Annotated in this window: 13 protein-coding genes; 8 read left to right on the forward strand and 5 right to left on the reverse strand. The window is 56.9% G+C overall.

Going from position 1 to position 18,119, the window contains the following annotated elements; translation table 11 throughout:
* The first annotated feature begins 49 nt into the window (after window positions 1-49).
* From ppc to gldA, 4 genes are all read left to right on the forward strand, one after another.
* Window positions 50-2,701, forward strand: coding sequence for a phosphoenolpyruvate carboxylase (gene ppc / locus BH714_RS14545; RefSeq protein ID WP_014172182.1), 2,652 nt, complete (start codon window positions 50-52; stop codon window positions 2,699-2,701).
* 63 nt (window positions 2,702-2,764) lie between these two features.
* Window positions 2,765-3,529: a helix-turn-helix transcriptional regulator gene (locus BH714_RS14550; RefSeq protein WP_040018280.1), complete on the forward strand. Its 765-nt coding sequence runs from the start codon at window positions 2,765-2,767 to the stop codon at window positions 3,527-3,529.
* Between the two features lie 128 nt (window positions 3,530-3,657).
* Window positions 3,658-4,320: a fructose-6-phosphate aldolase gene (gene fsa, locus BH714_RS14555; RefSeq protein ID WP_040018281.1), complete on the forward strand. Its 663-nt coding sequence runs from the start codon at window positions 3,658-3,660 to the stop codon at window positions 4,318-4,320.
* Window positions 4,321-4,332: 12 nt separating this feature from the next.
* Window positions 4,333-5,436: a bifunctional L-1,2-propanediol dehydrogenase/glycerol dehydrogenase gene (gldA, locus tag BH714_RS14560; protein WP_040018283.1), complete on the forward strand. Its 1,104-nt coding sequence runs from the start codon at window positions 4,333-4,335 to the stop codon at window positions 5,434-5,436.
* Window positions 5,437-5,485: 49 nt separating this feature from the next.
* Here the strand turns inward: gldA and katG are convergent, their stop codons facing one another.
* From katG to metB, 4 genes are all read right to left on the reverse strand, one after another.
* Window positions 5,486-7,666, reverse strand: a complete 2,181-nt coding sequence (gene katG, locus BH714_RS14565) for a catalase/peroxidase HPI (protein WP_025202761.1) — start codon at window positions 7,664-7,666, stop codon at window positions 5,486-5,488.
* Window positions 7,667-7,875: 209 nt separating this feature from the next.
* Complete coding sequence (gene metF, locus BH714_RS14570) at window positions 7,876-8,766, reverse strand: methylenetetrahydrofolate reductase (protein ID WP_014172187.1); 891 nt, start codon at window positions 8,764-8,766, stop codon at window positions 7,876-7,878.
* A 226-nt stretch (window positions 8,767-8,992) separates the two neighbouring features.
* Entirely contained in the window at window positions 8,993-11,425 is a 2,433-nt protein-coding gene (locus BH714_RS14575; RefSeq protein ID WP_040018285.1) for a bifunctional aspartate kinase/homoserine dehydrogenase II, read from the reverse strand.
* Window positions 11,426-11,427: 2 nt separating this feature from the next.
* Window positions 11,428-12,588, reverse strand: coding sequence for a cystathionine gamma-synthase (gene metB, locus BH714_RS14580; protein ID WP_014172189.1), 1,161 nt, complete (start codon window positions 12,586-12,588; stop codon window positions 11,428-11,430).
* A gap of 276 nt (window positions 12,589-12,864) precedes the next feature.
* Here metB and metJ point away from each other — a divergent pair, with 276 nt between their 5' ends.
* Window positions 12,865-13,182: a met regulon transcriptional regulator MetJ gene (gene metJ, locus BH714_RS14585; RefSeq protein ID WP_007369220.1), complete on the forward strand. Its 318-nt coding sequence runs from the start codon at window positions 12,865-12,867 to the stop codon at window positions 13,180-13,182.
* A 48-nt stretch (window positions 13,183-13,230) separates the two neighbouring features.
* Here the strand turns inward: metJ and rpmE are convergent, their stop codons facing one another.
* Window positions 13,231-13,443: a 50S ribosomal protein L31 gene (gene rpmE, locus BH714_RS14590; RefSeq protein WP_003862040.1), complete on the reverse strand. Its 213-nt coding sequence runs from the start codon at window positions 13,441-13,443 to the stop codon at window positions 13,231-13,233.
* Window positions 13,444-13,643: 200 nt separating this feature from the next.
* Between rpmE and priA the strand changes: the two genes are divergently transcribed.
* The 3 genes from priA (at window position 13,644) to ftsN (ending at window position 18,079) form a co-directional block, all read left to right on the forward strand.
* Entirely contained in the window at window positions 13,644-15,839 is a 2,196-nt protein-coding gene (priA, locus tag BH714_RS14595; protein ID WP_020883948.1) for a primosomal protein N', read from the forward strand.
* 119 nt (window positions 15,840-15,958) lie between these two features.
* Complete coding sequence (cytR, locus tag BH714_RS14600; RefSeq protein WP_020883949.1) at window positions 15,959-16,984, forward strand: DNA-binding transcriptional regulator CytR; 1,026 nt, start codon at window positions 15,959-15,961, stop codon at window positions 16,982-16,984.
* Between the two features lie 93 nt (window positions 16,985-17,077).
* Window positions 17,078-18,079 carry a cell division protein FtsN gene (ftsN, locus tag BH714_RS14605; RefSeq protein WP_014172193.1) on the forward strand — a complete coding sequence of 334 codons (1,002 nt, stop codon included), beginning with the start codon at window positions 17,078-17,080 and terminating at the stop codon, window positions 18,077-18,079.
* Window positions 18,080-18,119: the final 40 nt, after the last annotated feature.

An 18,119-nucleotide genomic window follows, 5' to 3' on the forward strand; every position in this document is an offset into this window, starting at 1 on the left:
AAGATTTTCGATTGGGCATAAACAAAAATGATGGGGTGACTGGGTTTTTATGAACGAACAATATTCCGCGTTGCGTAGTAATGTCAGTATGCTCGGCAAAGTGCTTGGAGATACCATCAAAGATGCGTTGGGGGAAAACATCCTCGACCGCGTTGAAACCATCCGCAAGCTGTCAAAATCTTCCCGTGCAGGTAACGAGGCCAGTCGTCAGGAGCTGCTCACCACCTTGCAGAACCTTTCTAACGATGAGCTGCTGCCCGTTGCCCGCGCCTTCAGCCAGTTTCTGAACCTGGCAAACACCGCTGAGCAATACCACAGCATTTCGCCGAATGGCGAAGCTGCCAGCAACCCGGAAGTCATTGCCCGTACGCTTCGTAAACTGAAAGACCAACCAGACCTCAACGAAGACATCATCAAAAAAGCGGTGGAGTCCCTTTCGCTGGAGCTGGTTCTGACCGCTCACCCAACCGAAATCACTCGCCGCACCCTGATCCACAAAATGGTGGAAGTGAACAACTGCCTCAAGCAGCTGGATAACAAAGACATTGCTGACTACGAACGCAACCAGCTGATGCGCCGTCTGCGCCAGCTGATTGCCCAGTCCTGGCACACCGATGAAATTCGTAAGCATCGTCCAAGCCCGGTCGACGAAGCCAAATGGGGCTTTGCAGTAGTGGAAAATAGCCTGTGGGAAGGGGTGCCGAACTACCTGCGTGAACTGAACGAGCAGCTGGAAGCGAATCTGGATTACCGCCTGCCGGTCGATTTTGTGCCGGTGCGCTTCACCTCCTGGATGGGCGGCGACCGTGACGGCAACCCGAACGTCACCGCGGAAATTACCCGCCACGTGCTTCTGTTGAGCCGCTGGAAAGCAACCGACCTGTTCCTGAAAGATATTCAGGTATTGATCTCCGAGCTGTCGATGGTAGAGGCCACGCCGGAACTGCGCGCGCTGGCCGGCGAAGAAGGTGCCAGCGAGCCGTATCGTTTCCTGATGAAAAAACTGCGTGGCCAACTGATGGCGACGCAGGCCTGGCTGGAAGCGCGTCTGAAAGGCCAGCGCCTGCCAAAGCCGGAAGGCCTGCTGAGCCAGAACGAGCAGCTCTGGGAGCCGCTGTATGCCTGCTATAAATCACTGCAGGCCTGCGGAATGGGCATCATCGCGAATGGCGAACTGCTCGACACCCTGCGTCGCGTGAAGTGTTTCGGCGTGCCGCTGGTGCGTATTGACGTCCGTCAGGAAAGCACCCGTCATACCGAAGCGCTGGGCGAACTGACCCGCTATCTCGGCATCGGCGACTATGAAAGCTGGTCCGAAGCGGACAAACAAGCCTTCCTGATCCGTGAACTGAACTCCAAGCGTCCCCTGCTGCCACGTAACTGGGAACCAAGCAACGAAACCCGCGAGGTGCTCAACACCTGTAAAGCGATCGTTGATGCGCCGAAAGGATCGGTGGCTGCCTATGTGATCTCCATGGCGAAAACGCCGTCTGACGTGCTGGGCGTTCACCTTCTGCTCAAAGAAGCCGGTATCGACTATGCCCTTCCGGTTGCACCGCTGTTTGAAACCCTTGATGACCTGAACAACGCCAACGACGTCATGACGCAGCTGCTGAACATCGACTGGTACCGCGGCTTTATTCAGGGCAAACAGATGGTGATGATTGGCTATTCCGACTCCGCAAAAGACGCGGGCGTCATGGCGGCATCCTGGGCGCAGTATCAGGCACAGGACGCGTTGATCAAGACCTGTGAAAAAGCAGGCATCGAACTGACGCTGTTCCACGGACGCGGTGGCTCGATTGGCCGTGGTGGTGCGCCAGCGCATGCGGCACTGCTGTCACAACCGCCGGGAAGCCTGAAAGGCGGCCTGCGTGTGACCGAACAGGGCGAAATGATCCGCTTCAAGTACGGCCTGCCGGAAGTGACCATCAGCAGCCTGTCGCTCTACACTAGTGCGATTCTGGAAGCGAACCTGCTGCCACCGCCAGAGCCGAAAGAGTCCTGGTGCCATATCATGGACGAGCTGTCAGATATCTCCTGCGATCTGTACCGCGGCTACGTGCGTGAAAACAAAGATTTTGTGCCTTACTTCCGTTCAGCTACCCCTGAGCAGGAGCTGGGTAAACTGCCGCTGGGTTCACGTCCGGCTAAACGCCGCCCGACCGGTGGCGTAGAGTCTCTGCGTGCCATCCCGTGGATCTTCGCCTGGACCCAGAACCGTCTGATGCTGCCCGCCTGGCTGGGCGCAGGCGCGGCGCTGCAGAAAGTGGTGGAAGATGGCAAACAGAACGAACTGGAAACCATGTGCCGCGACTGGCCGTTCTTCTCCACCCGTCTGGGTATGCTGGAGATGGTCTTCTCGAAAGCAGACCTGTGGCTGGCGGAATACTACGATCAGCGTCTGGTGAAGCCTGAGCTGTGGACGCTGGGTAAAGAGCTGCGCGAACTGCTGGAAGACGACATCAAAGTGGTGCTGGATATTGCTAACGACTCGCACCTGATGGCGGATCTGCCGTGGATTGCCGAGTCCATCCAGCTGCGTAACATCTACACCGACCCCCTGAACGTCCTGCAGGCGGAGCTGCTGCACCGTTCACGTCTGGCGGAAGAAGAAGGTAAAGAGCCGGATCCACGCGTCGAACAGGCGTTGATGGTGACGATTGCAGGCGTTGCGGCAGGTATGCGTAACACAGGCTAATCCATTGGCTTCATACAGGCCCGGCAGCGCTAACGCTGCCGGGCGATATCCGGTATTCACGCCATGCACCACGACATCAGCACCCTTCTGACCGACCTCATTAATGGCACCGTCGCGCTACGTGACGTACGGTTTGTTGCCCCGCCCGACCCACACTCCCGCACAACGCCTTGCCTGGTCATTAACCTCGATAATGCCTGCGAAGCGTGGTTTTCTTCCTCTGCGGAGGGGTTACTTCATACCGGTCACGCGCTCAGCATCAGCTTCGGTAAACAGCAGCTGTCGCTTCGTCTTTATCGGGATAACGTGCTTATACAGCACCAGCAGGTTGCCCGGCGCGGCCCCCGAACCGGAGCGTTTCTCCTGCAAACGCTGGCCGAGCTGCAGATGCAGCCTGATGAACAGGAAACGGCCAGACTGGTGGTACTGAGTATGCTCAGCCACTGTCGCGATCTTCTTGGCAGCGACATTCATACTGACAGCCGCAGTCGTGCTTTGTTTGAAGCCATCCGGCGCTATCTCGATGAACATCACGCCTCACCGCTGACCCGCGATTCCGTGGCGCGGGCGTTTTATATTTCACCCAACTACCTTTCACATCTGTTTCAGAAGACCGGGAACGTGGGGTTCAATGAATACCTGACCCAAACGCGTCTGGAACACGCGCGCCAGTTGCTCAAGGGTTATGATCTAAAAATCAAAGACATTGCCGCCCGCTGCGGCTTTACAGACAGCAACTACTTCTGCCGCCTCTTTCGTAAACATACCGAACGCTCCCCTTCCGAGTACCGCCGCCAGTATCACAGCCAGCTGACTGCCAAAAACTAGCATTGTGATCGCCCTCTCACTTCACTAAGCACATTACATTTGTCCAGTATTTGGCAAAATTGACCTGTATCCCCGGCCAGCAGCCCCACCTTATCCTTAAGTTAACCTTTCTGACTTAAGGAAAAATAATGGAACTGTATCTGGATACCGCCAACGTGGCAGAGGTTGAGCGCCTGGCGCGCATTTTTCCGATTGCCGGCGTCACCACCAACCCGAGCATTGTAGCCGCCAGCGGCGAAACCCTCTGGAACGTACTGCCGCGTCTGCAAAACGCCATCGGGCCACAGGGTACGCTGTTTGCCCAGACCATGAGCCGTGAAGCCGAAGGGATGGTGGCAGAAGCCAAACGCCTGAGTAACGCCATTCCTGACATCGTGGTGAAAATCCCGGTGACCGCACAGGGCCTTATGGCGATAAAAATGCTGAAAAAAGAGGGCATAACCACGTTGGGCACGGCCGTTTACAGCGCCGCCCAGGGTTTACTGGCCGCGCTGGCGGGAGCGAAATATGTCGCACCGTATGTTAACCGCGTCGACGCTCAGGGCGGGGACGGCATTCGTATGGTACAGGAGCTGCAATCCCTGCTCGAACGGCACGCCCCAGAAAGCAGCGTGCTGGCCGCCAGCTTCAAAACACCACGTCAGGCGCTGGACTGCCTGCTCGCCGGATGTGAAGCAATCACGCTTCCTTTAGATGTAGCGCAACAAATGCTCGGCACCCCGGCGGTAGAGTCAGCCATAGAGAAGTTTGAGCACGACTGGAAAAACGCGTTTGGTAACCTCAATCTCTAAGGGAGATCTGTTATGGACCGTATCATTCAATCGCCGGGGAAATATATCCAGGGCGCTGATGTTCTCACCCGTCTCGGCGACTATCTGAAACCACTGGCAACACGCTGGTTGGTTGTGGGCGATAAGTTTGTGCTGGGTTTTGCACAAGAGACCTTACTTGAGAGTTTCAAAAAAGCGGGAATTCATGCTGAAATCGCGCCCTTCGGTGGCGAATGTTCGCAAAACGAAATCGATCGCCTGAAAAAACGGGCCGACGGCGCCGACTGTATGGCGGTGCTCGGTATCGGCGGCGGGAAAACGCTGGATACCGCCAAAGCGCTGGCGCATTTTATGGACGTGCCCGTTGCCATCGCCCCGACTATCGCCTCCACCGACGCCCCGTGCAGCGCCCTTTCCGTCATTTATACCGACAGCGGTGAATTCGATCGCTACCTGATGCTGCCGCATAACCCGAACATGGTGATTGTCGACACCCGGGTGGTGGCTGGCGCTCCGCCGCGTCTGCTGGCCGCCGGGATAGGCGATGCCCTTGCCACCTGGTTTGAAGCGCGCGCCTGTTCCCGTAGCGGCGCGATCACCATGGCGGGCGGAAAATGTACCCAGGCTGCGCTAGCCCTCGCCGAGCTGTGCTACAACACGTTAATTGAAGAGGGTGAGAAAGCGATGCTCGCGGCCGGGCAGCACGTGGTCACACCGGCGCTGGAGCGCATCATTGAAGCCAATACCTATCTGAGCGGCGTTGGATTTGAAAGCGGTGGACTGGCGGCCGCGCACGCCATTCATAACGGAATGACCGCCGTGCCGGAGGCACATTCGTTCTATCACGGTGAAAAAGTGGCGTTTGGGACGCTGACGCAACTGGTGCTGGAAAATGCCCCGGTAGAGGAAATTGAAACCGTCGCGGCGCTGTGTCACAGCGTAGGTTTGCCCATCACGCTGGCACAACTGAACATTAAAGAGGATATTCCGCTTAAAATGCGGCTGATTGCCGAGGCAGCCTGCGCAGAGGGTGAAACCATTCACAACATGCCAGGCGGGGTATCACCGGATCAGGTTTACGCGGCGCTGCTGGTGGCCGATCAGTACGGGCAACAGTTCCTGCGGGAGTGGGCATAACCGGTATGGCCGGATAATAAAAAAATCCCCGCCGAAGCGGGGATTGTATTTACTGCAGATCAAACCGATCCAAATCCATCACCTTCGCCCAAGCGGCAACAAAGTCGCGGACGAATTTCTCATGGGCGTCGCTGCTGGCGTAAACCTCGGCCAGCGCGCGCAGCACGGCGTTCGAACCGAATACCAGATCGGCACGCGTGGCGGTGTATTTCACTTCACCGCTGGCGCGATCGCTGCCGGCAAACAGCTCGTTTGATTCATCGGTCGCTTTCCACTGGGTATTCATGTCCAGCAGGTTCACGAAGAAATCGTTACTCAGCACGCCTTCACGATGGGTGAACACGCCGTTCTGACTGCCATCGAAGTTCGCCCCCAGTACGCGCAGACCACCAATCAGCACCGTCAGTTCTGGTGCAGTGAGCGTCAGCTGCTGGGCCTTATCAATCAACAGAGACTCGGTAGTGGAGGCATCAACCTGTGCACGGTAGTTACGGAAGCCATCGGCAATCGGTTCGAGCAGGTTAAACATCTCGATATCCGTCTGATCCTGGCGCGCATCAACGCGGCCCGGCGTGAACGGTACATTGACGTAAACGCCGGCCTCTTTCGCCGCCTGTTCAACACCCACCACACCTGCCAGTACGATGATATCGGCCAGTGACGCTTTGTTGGTGGTACGCTGAATAGCTTCCAGGGCGGGTAACGCGCGAACCGCTGCGGCGTTAACTTCCCAGTCGCGCTGGGGTGCCAGTGCCAGACGCGCACCGTTGGCGCCGCCACGCTTATCGCCACCGCGGAAGGTCGATGCAGACGCCCAGGCAACGGAAACCAGGTCGCTCACGGACAGACCCGAGGCAATGATTTCCGCCTTCAGACTCTCGATGTCCTCTTTGGTCGGATTGAACACCGCCTGCGGCAGTGGATCCTGCCAGATGAGATCTTCTTTCGGCACTTCCGGACCAATGTAACGCGCTTTTGGCCCCATATCACGGTGGGTCAGCTTGAACCACGCGCGCGCAAAGGCTTCGTTAAAGGCCTGCGGATCGTTCAGGAAGCGGCGGGAGATTTTCTCGAACTCGGGGTCAAAACGCAGCGTCAGATCGGTGACCAGCATCGTCGGTTTGCGCTTTTTCGACGGGTCGAACGGATCAGGCATAATGTCTGGTGCATCCACCGCTTCGAACTGAATCGCACCCGCCGGGCTGCGGGTCTGCACCCACTCGTATTTGAACAGATTCTCGAAGAAGTAGTTACTCCACTGGGTCGGCGTTTGTGACCAGATGACTTCCAGCCCGGAGGTGATCGCATCTGCGCCAACGCCGGTACCGTGCGTACTGGTCCAGCCCAGACCCTGCGCTTCAATTGGCGCGGCTTCCGGGTCGGCGCCGACATGGGTCGCCTCACCTGCACCGTGGGTTTTACCGAGGGTATGACCGCCTGCAATCAACGCAACGGTCTCTTCGTCGTTCATCCCCATGTTGCCAAAGGTGGCACGGATCGCCGCGGCCGCTGACAGCGGTTCACCGCTGGCGTTTGGCCCTTCCGGGTTAACGTAAATCAGCCCCATTTCGGTGGCTGCCAGTGGGCGCTTCGCCAGTGCTTCCGGGTCACGGTGGGTGAGCCAGGCTTTTTCATCACCCCAGTTCACGTCCATATCCGGCTCCCAGACATCTTCACGCCCGGCCCCAAAACCAAAGGTACGGAAGCCAGAGTTCTCCAGCGCCACGTTACCGGCAAGGATGAAGAGGTCAGCCCAGGAAATTTTTTGACCGTATTTTTGCTTGATAGGCCACAGGAGACGGCGCGCTTTATCCAGACTTACGTTATCTGGCCAGGAGTTCAGGGGGGCAAAGCGCTGTTGACCGCGCCCTGCGCCACCGCGACCGTCAACGGAGCGATAGGTACCTGCGCCGTGCCAGGCCATACGGATAAACAGGCCCGCATAGCTGCCCCAGTCGGCTGGCCACCACGGCTGAGAGTCGGTCAGAAGTGCTTTGAGATCGCCCTTGAGCGCTGAGTAATCAAGTTTGCTGAATTCTTTGCGGTAGTCAAAGTCTTCACCCAGAGGGTTAGAACGGTTGGAATGTTGATTAAGAAGATCGACGCGGAGTTGTTTTGGCCACCAGTCGCGGCTGCCTGTGCCTGCCCCCGCGCTGTGATCGACGCTGCCCTGATGGAACGGGCACTTGCCGATTGATGCCGCATTATTGCTGTCGTCTGACGTGCTCATCGCTATGCTCCCTTTTACAGTGTTACGGTTACGATATACGCCCTTGTTGATAAGGTATAGTTGAGATAACCCACAGATTCGATAGTTAATTCCGTTTAATTTCCCATTGAAAGTATGTGCGTTCTGTACGTCAAAGGCAGCATTGCTGATATGGCGGGTAAATAAAACCCTTATAAATCAAAAAACCCTCCGAAGAGGGCTTCTATTTGTTATGCGCCAGGCCGAACACCCAGCGTATGGCAAATGGCGTAACTCATTTCCGCGCGGTTGAGCGTATAGAAGTGGAAATCCTTCACCCCTTCACGACTCAAGATCTTCACCATGTCCATCGCGATGTTTGCGCCCACCAGCTTGCGTGTTTCCGGGTCATCGTCCAGCCCTTCGTACATTTTAGACATCCAGTGTGGAATGCGCACATTGGTCATATCGGCAAATTTCTTCGCCTGTTTGAAGTTAGAGACCGGCAAAATTCCCGGGATAATTTCGACGTCTATGCCCGCGGACACACAGCGGTCACGAAAGCGCAGGTAGCTTTCCACATCAAAGAAGAACTGGGTAATGGCGCGGTTCGCACCGGCGTCCACTTTACGCTTCAGGTTAAGCAGATCCGCCTGGGCGCTTTTCGCTTCCGGGTGAACTTCAGGATAAGCAGCAACGGAAATGTCGAAGTCTGCGACCTCTTTCAGCAGCGCGACCAGATCGGTGGCGTACATGTCCGGTTTACCGCTCCCCGGCGGCAGGTCACCGCGCAGGGCGACGATATGGCGAATACCGTTGTTCCAGTAGTCCTGGGCAATGGCACGCAGCTCATCGCGCGTCGCGTCGATACAGGTCAGGTGCGGAGCCGCTTCCAGACCCGTACGGTCCTTAATGCCTTTAATGATGCTGTGCGTACGGTCACGCTCACCGGAGTTGGCACCGTAGGTGACGGAGACAAACTTCGGTTTCAGGCTGCTCAGGCGATCGATAGAGCTCCAGAGGGTTTGCTCCATTTCACTGGTGCGCGGCGGGAAAAATTCAAAAGAGACGTTAATCTGACCATTTACTTCGGCCAGGCTCTGATTCAGGGCTTCCCGCTGGTTGGCGTGAAAAAAGCTCATACCTTACCTCATCAATCGCGTGTCATTGTGTGTTGTGTTTCGAACTTCTATACGTTTAGACGTCCAGATGTAAAAATGACGGAAAAGCGGAGGGACGTCAACAGAAATAATCGCCAGGAATGGTGAGGAATGCTCAGGGAAGATGAAGGGAGTTCATGATGGCAGGTGAGTGCGGTCTGATGCCCTCACCCTGTCCCTCTCCCATAGGGAGAGGGAACAAGAAAGATTACAGCAGTTTAGCCAGACGGTTGATGTCGGACTGGATGGCCCCGGCGGTCACATCGCGCCCCGCACCCGGGCCACGGATCACCAGTGGGTTATCGCGGTACCAGCGGCTTTCAATGGCGAAAACATTATCGCACGGCAGCAGTGCCGCCAGCGGATGTTCAGGACGAACCGCCTCGACACCCACACGTGCTTTTCCGTTCGCTTCGAAACGCGCCACGTAGCGCAGCACCAGCCCCATCTCGTTTGCCGCTTCCAGACGTTGCACCATCTGCTCGTTCAGCTCTTCGCCGTTCTCGAAGAAGTGGTCGACAGAGTCGTCCTCGCAGCCAGCAGGCACCAGCGACTCAACGCGGACGGCATCAGGTTCGATGTCATAACCGGCTTCGCGCGCCAGGATCACCAGCTTACGCATAACGTCTTTACCGGAGAGGTCAACGCGTGGGTCAGGTTCCGTTAAGCCCTGTTGCCATGCCTGATCCACCAGGTCAGTGAACGGCACGGTGCCATCAAACTGCAGGAACAGCCAGGAGAGCGTGCCGGAGAAGATGCCACTCAGCGCCAGAATGCTGTCGCCGCTTTCAATCAAATCACGCACGGTATGGTTAACCGGCAAGCCAGCGCCCACCGTGGCGTTATACAGCCAGTGACGGCCTGTCTTTTCAAACGCGTCGTGGATTTGACGGTACTTGTCCGTGCTGCTCGCCCCCGCCAGCTTATTGGCGCTAATAACATGGAAACCGTGGCTGGCGAAATCAAGATACTGATCGGCAAGCTGTTCACTGGCGGTCACGTCCAGCACCACCAGATCGTCATACGGGTGCGCGCGCATCCAGAGGAACAGCGACTCTTCGTCCTGTTCAACCGCTTCATCGTTAAAGAAGGCCAGCGCCCGGCTGGCATCCAGCCCTTCGTAGTTCAGCAGGCTGCGGCGGCTGTCCACCACGCCCGCGAGAATAAATTCAAACCCCGTACGCGCTGAGAGAGTCACCTGCTCGCGAGCGAACAGCTCCAGCCAGCGTGAGCCGATGTTTCCTTTGCCAAACAGCACCAGTCCAATGCGTTTCTCCGCACGGAACAGAGAGGTATGCAGCCCCTGAATCAGACTCTCGGTAGGTCCTTTACGCAGTACGGCCACAAGGCTAATGCCCTCTTCCGACTGCCAGGTGAATTCAACCGGCTGGCCTTTCAGCTGCTGCCAGAAACGATGGCAGTGCAGCGGGTTGCGGGTAACGCCCGCCCCCACCATCGCCACCAGCGCCAGACCCTGACGCAGGCGAAGCTCGCCCGGCAGGCCCGCTTCATCAAGAATTTTCAGGGCGCTGTCCGCCACTTCAGCGGTGTAGCAGAACTGCAGCAGCTGGCGATCGTTATGCACGCCAACGGCGAGCGGACGCACCTGGGCGCGTTTGAGGATCAGGTCGATGTCTTTGTGTGCCAGTTTGAAATCCTGGCCCACCGGGACCTGGAACTCAATCAGGCAGATGTCGTCATGGCTGGTCACAATTCGCGCCCCCGTACCGGACGCCAGGACGCGTTCGATACGGGTAGAGCCTTGATCCGGGGTGTAACTACAGCGCAGCTGCAGGTCGATGTCGCTCCCGGAAACGGGCTGTAGCGTACGCGCATGCAGAACCGGTGCCGCCAGGCGTGCCAGCTCGCTGGCCTCGTCCAGACGCAGCAGCGGCAGCAGGCAGGCATCCTTCACTTTACGCGGGTCAGCACTGTAGACACCGGCCACGTCGCTCCAGATGGTGACGCGGGAAACGCCTGCCAGCGCACCAATTTGCGTCGCTGAGTAGTCAGAGCCGTTACGTCCCAGCAGCACGGTTTCACCGGCACTGCTGCGGCTGATAAAGCCGGTCACCACAATACGTTTGCCCGGATGCTGAACCAGCAACTGTTGCAGCAGCGGATATGACAAGCCTTCATCCACCTGCGGCTGAGCGGCGCGTTCGGCGCGCAGGAAGTCACGCGCGTCAAGCCAGGCTGCATCCACGCCCAGGTGTTGCAGCACGGCCGCCATCAGGCGCGCAGACCACACTTCACCGTGACCGACCACCTCGGCATACACCGCGTCGGTAATACCGCTGTCCAGCAGGGCAGCCAGACGCTCAAGGTCATGCGTAAAGGCGCTAATCAATCCGTCCGCGACGTCCGCAGGCAGTAAGCCGGCAATCAGCTCACTCTGGTAACGACGTAAGGACTGTTGCACCTGATGCGCAGAGAGGCGATCGGTCTGACTCAGTTTGAGCCAGCTAATCAACTGGTTGGTGGTGCTGCCAGCCGCGGAGACAACCATCATGTCCCCCGGCTGCGAATACTCTGTCATGATCCCTGCGACACGCAGGTAACACTTCACATCAGCAAGACTACTACCACCAAACTTGTGCAGTTGACGACCCTTCGCCCCTGCCTGCGCTATCACACTCATGATTACCCCTTGGCTGCGACCCGGAAGCCATTTTCCAGATCGGCAATTAAATCTTCAGAATCTTCAATACCGGTCGAGATACGCAGCAGCGTCTCAGAAATACCGGCGGCGGCACGTGCTTCTGGTGCCATACCTGCGTGCGTCATGGTCGCGGCGTGGGAGATCAAGCTTTCAACCCCACCTAATGATTCCGCCAGCGTAAACAATGACAGCCCGCTCAGGAAGCGACGCAGCGTTTGCTCGTCACCGTCCAGTTCAAAACTTAACATCGCGCCAAATCCCTTTTGTTGACGCGCGGCAATCTCGTGCCCCTGGTTTTCCGGCAGCGACGGGTGATAGAGCTTTTTCACCAGCGGCTGGGTCTTCAGGAAATCAACAATCGCCTGAGCATTGCGCTGCGCCACTTCCATGCGCGGCGACAGCGTGCGGATACCGCGCAACAACAGGTAGCTGTCGAAAGCGCTCGCAGTGACGCCAATGTTATTGGCCCACCATGCCAGTTCGGTGACAACGTCGGGATCTTTTGCAATCACCACGCCCGCTACCACATCAGAATGACCGTTCAGATATTTAGTGCATGAATGCAATACCAGATCGGCACCCAGCGCAAGCGGGTTCTGAAGGGCCGGACTGAGGAAGGTATTATCCACTACACTTATCGCTCCCGCATCCCTTGCGCGCTGACAAATTTTCGCAATATCGACGACACGCAACAATGGATTGCTTGGACTTTCCACCAGCACCAGCTTCGGTTTCTCTGCCAGCGCCTGTTTCAGCGCCTGTTCGTCGTTTTGATCGACAAACAGCACGCGGTAGCACCCGCGTTTTGCGAGGCTGTCAAACAGACGATAGCTACCACCGTAACAGTCGTGCGGTGCCACCAGCAGGTCGCCCGGCTTCAGAAATACCGTCGTCACCAGGTGAATCGCAGACATCCCGGTGTTGGTTAACACGGCGCCTGCACCGCCTTCCAGCTCCGCCAGCGTGCGCTGGGTTACGTCACGCGTCGGGTTGCCGCGACGGGAGTAGTCATGCGCACGGGGTTCATTAAAACCGGTAAAATTGTAAGTACTGGAAAGATGAATTGGCGGGACAACACAGCCGTACTGCTCGTCATCATTTAATCCGCTACGCACTGCGATGGTGGCCTGTTTACGCGTCATGGTGAAGGCTTCCTGGCTAAAAGAGGTGAAAAGTCAGGCACCAGAGTAAACACTGAAAGTATGGACGTCAATACATCTGGACATCTAAACTTCTTTGCGTATAGATTGAGCAATGCGCAAATAGCCGTTAAAATTATATGCTTTAGTGCACGCTGCAGCGGCAATATCCGTGCCACGGTATCGTCTCTACGGTAAACTACGCTGGATTACGGTCAAAACTGGCGATGACGGGTTTTGCACCTTTAGATTAATGACTGAGAGGATTAAAGGTATCTCATGGCTGAATGGAGCGGCGAATATATCAGCCCATACGCTGAGCACGGTAAGAAGAGTGAGCAAGTAAAGAAAATTACGGTTTCCATTCCTCTGAAGGTGTTGAAGATCCTCACCGATGAACGTACGCGTCGTCAGGTGAACAACCTGCGCCACGCGACCAACAGCGAACTGCTGTGCGAAGCGTTTCTGCATGCGTTTACCGGTCAACCGTTGCCAAACGATGAAGATCTGCGCAAAGAGCGTAGTGATGAAATTCCGGAAGAGGCGAAGGTGATCATGCGTGAACTGGGTATCGACCCGGATACGTGGGAATACTGAGAAGCGGATACAAAAAAGGCACCTTGCGGTGCCTTTTTTTCGGGAAACTTACTTAGCGCCCGGGATGCTGAAACGCTTGTTGAAGCGGTCAACACGGCCACCGGTTGCAACATCACGCTGCTTACCAGTGTAGAACGGGTGGCATTTGCCGCACACGTCCAGGTTCAGATCGTGACCCACGGTAGAGCGGATCTGGATAGAGTTACCGCAAGAACAGTTTGCAGTAATCATTTCGTATTTCGGGTGAATATCTTTTTTCATGGGAGAACCTCAGTTAAGGCCGCGTCGCTCTTCCAGCCCTAACGCCAGACACCACGCGATGTTGAATGTAAGTTCTTTGGCGTAAAGTACACCAAAGGCGGCGAATCATACAGAATTTGACCAACGTATGCAAACTGATCCGCACGCCGCTTTCACTAATGTGTATACTAACGCGCCACTTTTCAAGTCAGGAAGATTCGATGCCCGTCGCTCACGTTGCCCTGCCCGTTCCGCTTCCCCGCACCTTTGACTATCTGCTGCCTGACAGCATGAGCGCCAAAGCGGGCTGTCGCGTGACCGTGCCATTTGGCAAACAGCAGCGTATTGGGATTGTGGTGTCAGTGAGCGATAAGAGCGAATTGCCGCTCAATGAGCTGAAAGCCGTCGCGGAGGTACTGGACAGCGAGCCCGTTTTCTCCACCAGCATCTGGCGGCTCCTGCTGTGGGCGGCAGATTACTACCATCACCCCATCGGCGATGTCCTGTTCCACGCCCTGCCTATTATGCTTCGTCAGGGTAAAAGTGCCAGCCACGCTCCCCTGTGGTACTGGTTTGCCACTGAAGAGGGTCAGGCGGTCGATATCAATAGCCTGAAACGCTCGCAGAAACAGCAGCAGGCGCTGGCGGCCCTGCGTCAGGGGAAAATCTGGCGACATCAGGTTGATGAGCTTGCGGTGAGTGAAACGGCGCTGCAGGCCCTGCGCAAAAAAGGGCTGAGCGAACTGGCAAGCGAGGCGCCTGCCCTTTATGACTGGCGGGACAGTTTCTCCGTTTCAGGGGATCGTCTGCGACTCAACACCGAGCAGGCCACCGCCGTAGGAGCCATTCACAGCGCCTCCGATCATTTCTCCGCCTGGCTACTGGCAGGGGTCACCGGCTCCGGCAAAACAGAAGTGTATCTCAGCGTACTGGAAAACGTGCTTGCGCAGGGTAAACAGGCGCTGGTGATGGTTCCGGAAATCGGCCTTACACCACAAACCATCGCCCGTTTTCGCGAGCGGTTTAATGCGCCGGTTGAAGTGTTACACTCGGGCCTGAACGACAGCGAGCGCCTCAGCGCCTGGCTGAAAGCCAAAAACGGCGAAGCGGCGATTGTGATTGGCACCCGTTCCTCGCTGTTTACGCCGTTTAAAAACCTCGGCGTTATCGTCATCGATGAAGAGCATGACAGCTCCTATAAGCAACAGGAAGGCTGGCGCTATCACGCCCGCGATCTGGCCGTTTATCGCGCCCACAGCGAGCAAATCCCGATTATTCTTGGCTCCGCGACGCCCGCCCTCGAAACGCTGCATAACGTTCGCCAGCGTAAATACCACATGCTGCGCCTGACGCGGCGCGCAGGGAACGCACGCCCTGCCATTCAGCATGTGCTGGATCTAAAAGGCCAGCAGGTGCAGGCGGGGTTAGCGCCTGCGCTTATCACCCGGATGCGCCAGCATTTGCAGGCCGGTAATCAGGTCATTTTGTTCCTTAACCGCCGCGGATTTGCCCCGGCGCTGCTGTGTCACGACTGCGGCTGGATTGCCGAATGCCCGCGCTGCGACCACTACTACACATTCCATCAGGCCCAGCGCCATTTGCGCTGCCACCACTGCGACAGCCAGCGGCCGGTACCACGCCAGTGTCCGTCATGTGGCTCAACGCATATCGTGCCGGTCGGTCTGGGGACGGAGCAACTGGAGGAGGCCCTTAAGCCTTTCTTCCCTGACGTTCCTCTTTCCCGCATCGACCGTGACACCACCAGCCGCAAAGGGGCGCTGGAACAGCAGCTGGCGGAAGTGCATCGCGGTGGCGCACGCATTCTGATTGGCACGCAGATGCTGGCCAAAGGGCACCACTTCCCGGACGTAACGCTGGTCGCCCTGTTGGACGTAGACGGCGCGCTGTTTTCGGCCGATTTCCGCTCTGCAGAACGTTTTGCCCAGCTTTATACCCAGGTTGCCGGACGTGCCGGTCGCGCAGGCAAACAGGGTGAGGTGGTATTACAGACCCACCATCCTGAACATCCGTTACTGCAAACCCTGCTGCATAAAGGCTATGACGCGTTTGCGGAGCAGGCGCTGGCAGAACGCCAGACGATGCAGCTTCCGCCGTGGACCAGCCACGTCATCATCCGCGCAGAAGATCACAACAACCAGCAGGCACCGCTTTTCCTGCAGCAGCTGAGAAACCTCCTGCAGGCCAGTCCGCTGGTGGATAACCCGCTGTGGATACTGGGGCCGGTGCCGGCGCTGGCACCAAAGCGTGGTGGACGTTTCCGCTGGCAGATTTTGCTCCAGCACCCTTCGCGCATCCGCCTGCAACATATCGTCAGCGGCGCGCTGGTGCTGATCAATACCCTACCGGAAGCGCGCAAAGTGAAGTGGGTACTGGACGTTGATCCTATCGAAGGCTGAAGACGGATCGAAAAATTTAACGCTCCTCACACTTTTTATGAAAATTCTGTAACCGATTCCATTAACTATCTGTAAAAATGGTGGCGTCAGAAGTTCGGTGTTCAGGCGAGGAGAAGACGTTGAAGTCCAGGAAAGAGGTTGCCACGGCGACCATGAAAGACGTTGCCCAGAAAGCACAAGTCTCTACGGCAACCGTGTCCCGCGCATTAATGAACCCGGATAAAGTCTCCCAGGCGACCCGTAACCGGGTAGAGCAGGCTGCGCTGGAAGTGGGCTATTTCCCGCAGGCGATGGGACGAAACGTTAAACGCAATGAGTCGCGCACCATCCTGGTGATTGTGCCGGACATCTGCGATCCCTTCTTCAGCGAGATTATTCGCGGTATCGAAGTGACGGCGGCAGAGCAAGGTTATCTGGTGCTGATTGGCGACTGCGCTCACCAGAACCAGCAGGAAAAAACCTTTATCGACCTCATTATCACCAAGCAGATCGACGGCATGTTGCTGCTTGGGTCTCGCCTGCCGTTTGATGCCAGCATTGAAGAGCAGCGCAATTTACCGCCGATGGTGATGGCCAACGAGTTTGCACCAGAGCTGGAGCTGCCGACGGTACATATTGATAACCTGACCGCCGCGTTCAACGCCGTCAACTATCTTCAGGAGCTGGGGCACAAGCGTATTGGCTGCATTGCCGGGCCGGAAGAGATGCCATTGTGCCACTACCGCCTGCAGGGCTACGTTCAGGCGCTGCGCCGTACCGGCGTCACCGTCGATCCGCACTACATTGCTCGCGGGGATTTCACCTTTGAAGCTGGTGGACAGGCGCTGGAGAAGCTGCTGGATCTGCCCGAGCCGCCGACCGCGGTATTCTGTCACAGCGATGTGATGGCACTGGGGGCATTATCGTATGCGAAGCGCCGCGGCCTGCGCATACCGAAAGATTTGTCGATCATCGGATTCGATAATATTTCGCTGTCAGAATTTTGCGATCCTCCACTCTCGACCGTGGCGCAGCCGCGCTATGATATTGGGCGTGAAGCGATGCTTCTTCTGCTGGATCAGCTGCATGGTCAAACAGTTAACAGCGGCTCGCGGTTGCTGGACTGTGAATTGATTGTGCGCGGTTCTACCCAGGCATTGACTTAAAGTAAATGTCTTTCAGACACCCTTATCTGGTCAAAGCCCCGCCGCTTAAGTAACATGGCGGGCTGACGAACGAATAAATACAGCGAAACGATAGTGGCACAACGAGATTATGTACGTCGCGGCCAGCCGGCACCTTCGCGACGCAAAAAGAGTAGCTCAAGGAAAAAGCAACGTAACCTGCCTGCTGTCTCGCCAGCGATGGTCGCTATTGCTGCGGCTGTAGTCGTGGCCTTTATTGGTGGTCTGTACTTTATCACGCACCATAAAAAAGAAGAGTCCGAGGCGCTTCAGGCCAGCAAGGTTGCCGGAAACGGCCTTCCGCCGAAGCCTGAAGAGCGCTGGCGCTATATCAAAGAGCTGGAAAGCCGTCAGCCTGGCGTACGTGCGCCGACCGAACCTTCAGCGGGTGGCGAAGTGCAAAATGCCAGCCAGTTGACGGATGAACAGCGTCAGTTGCTGGCACAAATGCAGGCCGATATGCGCCAGCAGCCTACGCAGCTGAACGAAGTGCCGTGGAACGAGCAGACGCCGGAACAGCGTCAGCAAACGCTGCAGCGTCGTCAGGCGCAGCAGCAGCTCCAACAGCAACAGCAGCAACAACAGCAGTGGGCGCAAACCCAGCCAGTGCAGCAGCCTAAAACGCAGCCGCGGGTGACGGAACAGCCGTATCAGCAGCAAACGCGAACGGCGCAGTCCCAGCCAGTGCAGCAACCGCCGAAGGCCCAGCCGCAGAAACAGGCGGCTCAGCCGTATCAGGATCTGCTGCAGACGCCGGCGCATACCACTGCGCAGCAGCCGAAAACGCAGCAGGCCGCACCGGTAACCAAAGAGACCGATGCGCCGAAACAGACTGCTGAGAAAAAAGACGAACGCCGCTGGATGGTGCAATGTGGTTCATTCAAAGGTGCTGAGCAGGCGGAAACGGTGCGCGCACAGCTGGCTTTTGAAGGGTTTGATTCACGCATTACCACCAATAACGGCTGGAATCGCGTGGTGATTGGCCCGGTCAAAGGCAAAGAAAATGCCGACGGAACCATTTCCCGTTTGAAAGTGGCGGGACACACAAACTGCATTCGACTCGCTACCGGGGGTTGAAACCCCCAAATTCCCCCCCATCTATCATTCTATTCAGCCC

The sequence above is a fragment of the Enterobacter ludwigii genome, from assembly GCF_001750725.1.
GTDB lineage: Bacteria > Pseudomonadota > Gammaproteobacteria > Enterobacterales > Enterobacteriaceae > Enterobacter > Enterobacter ludwigii.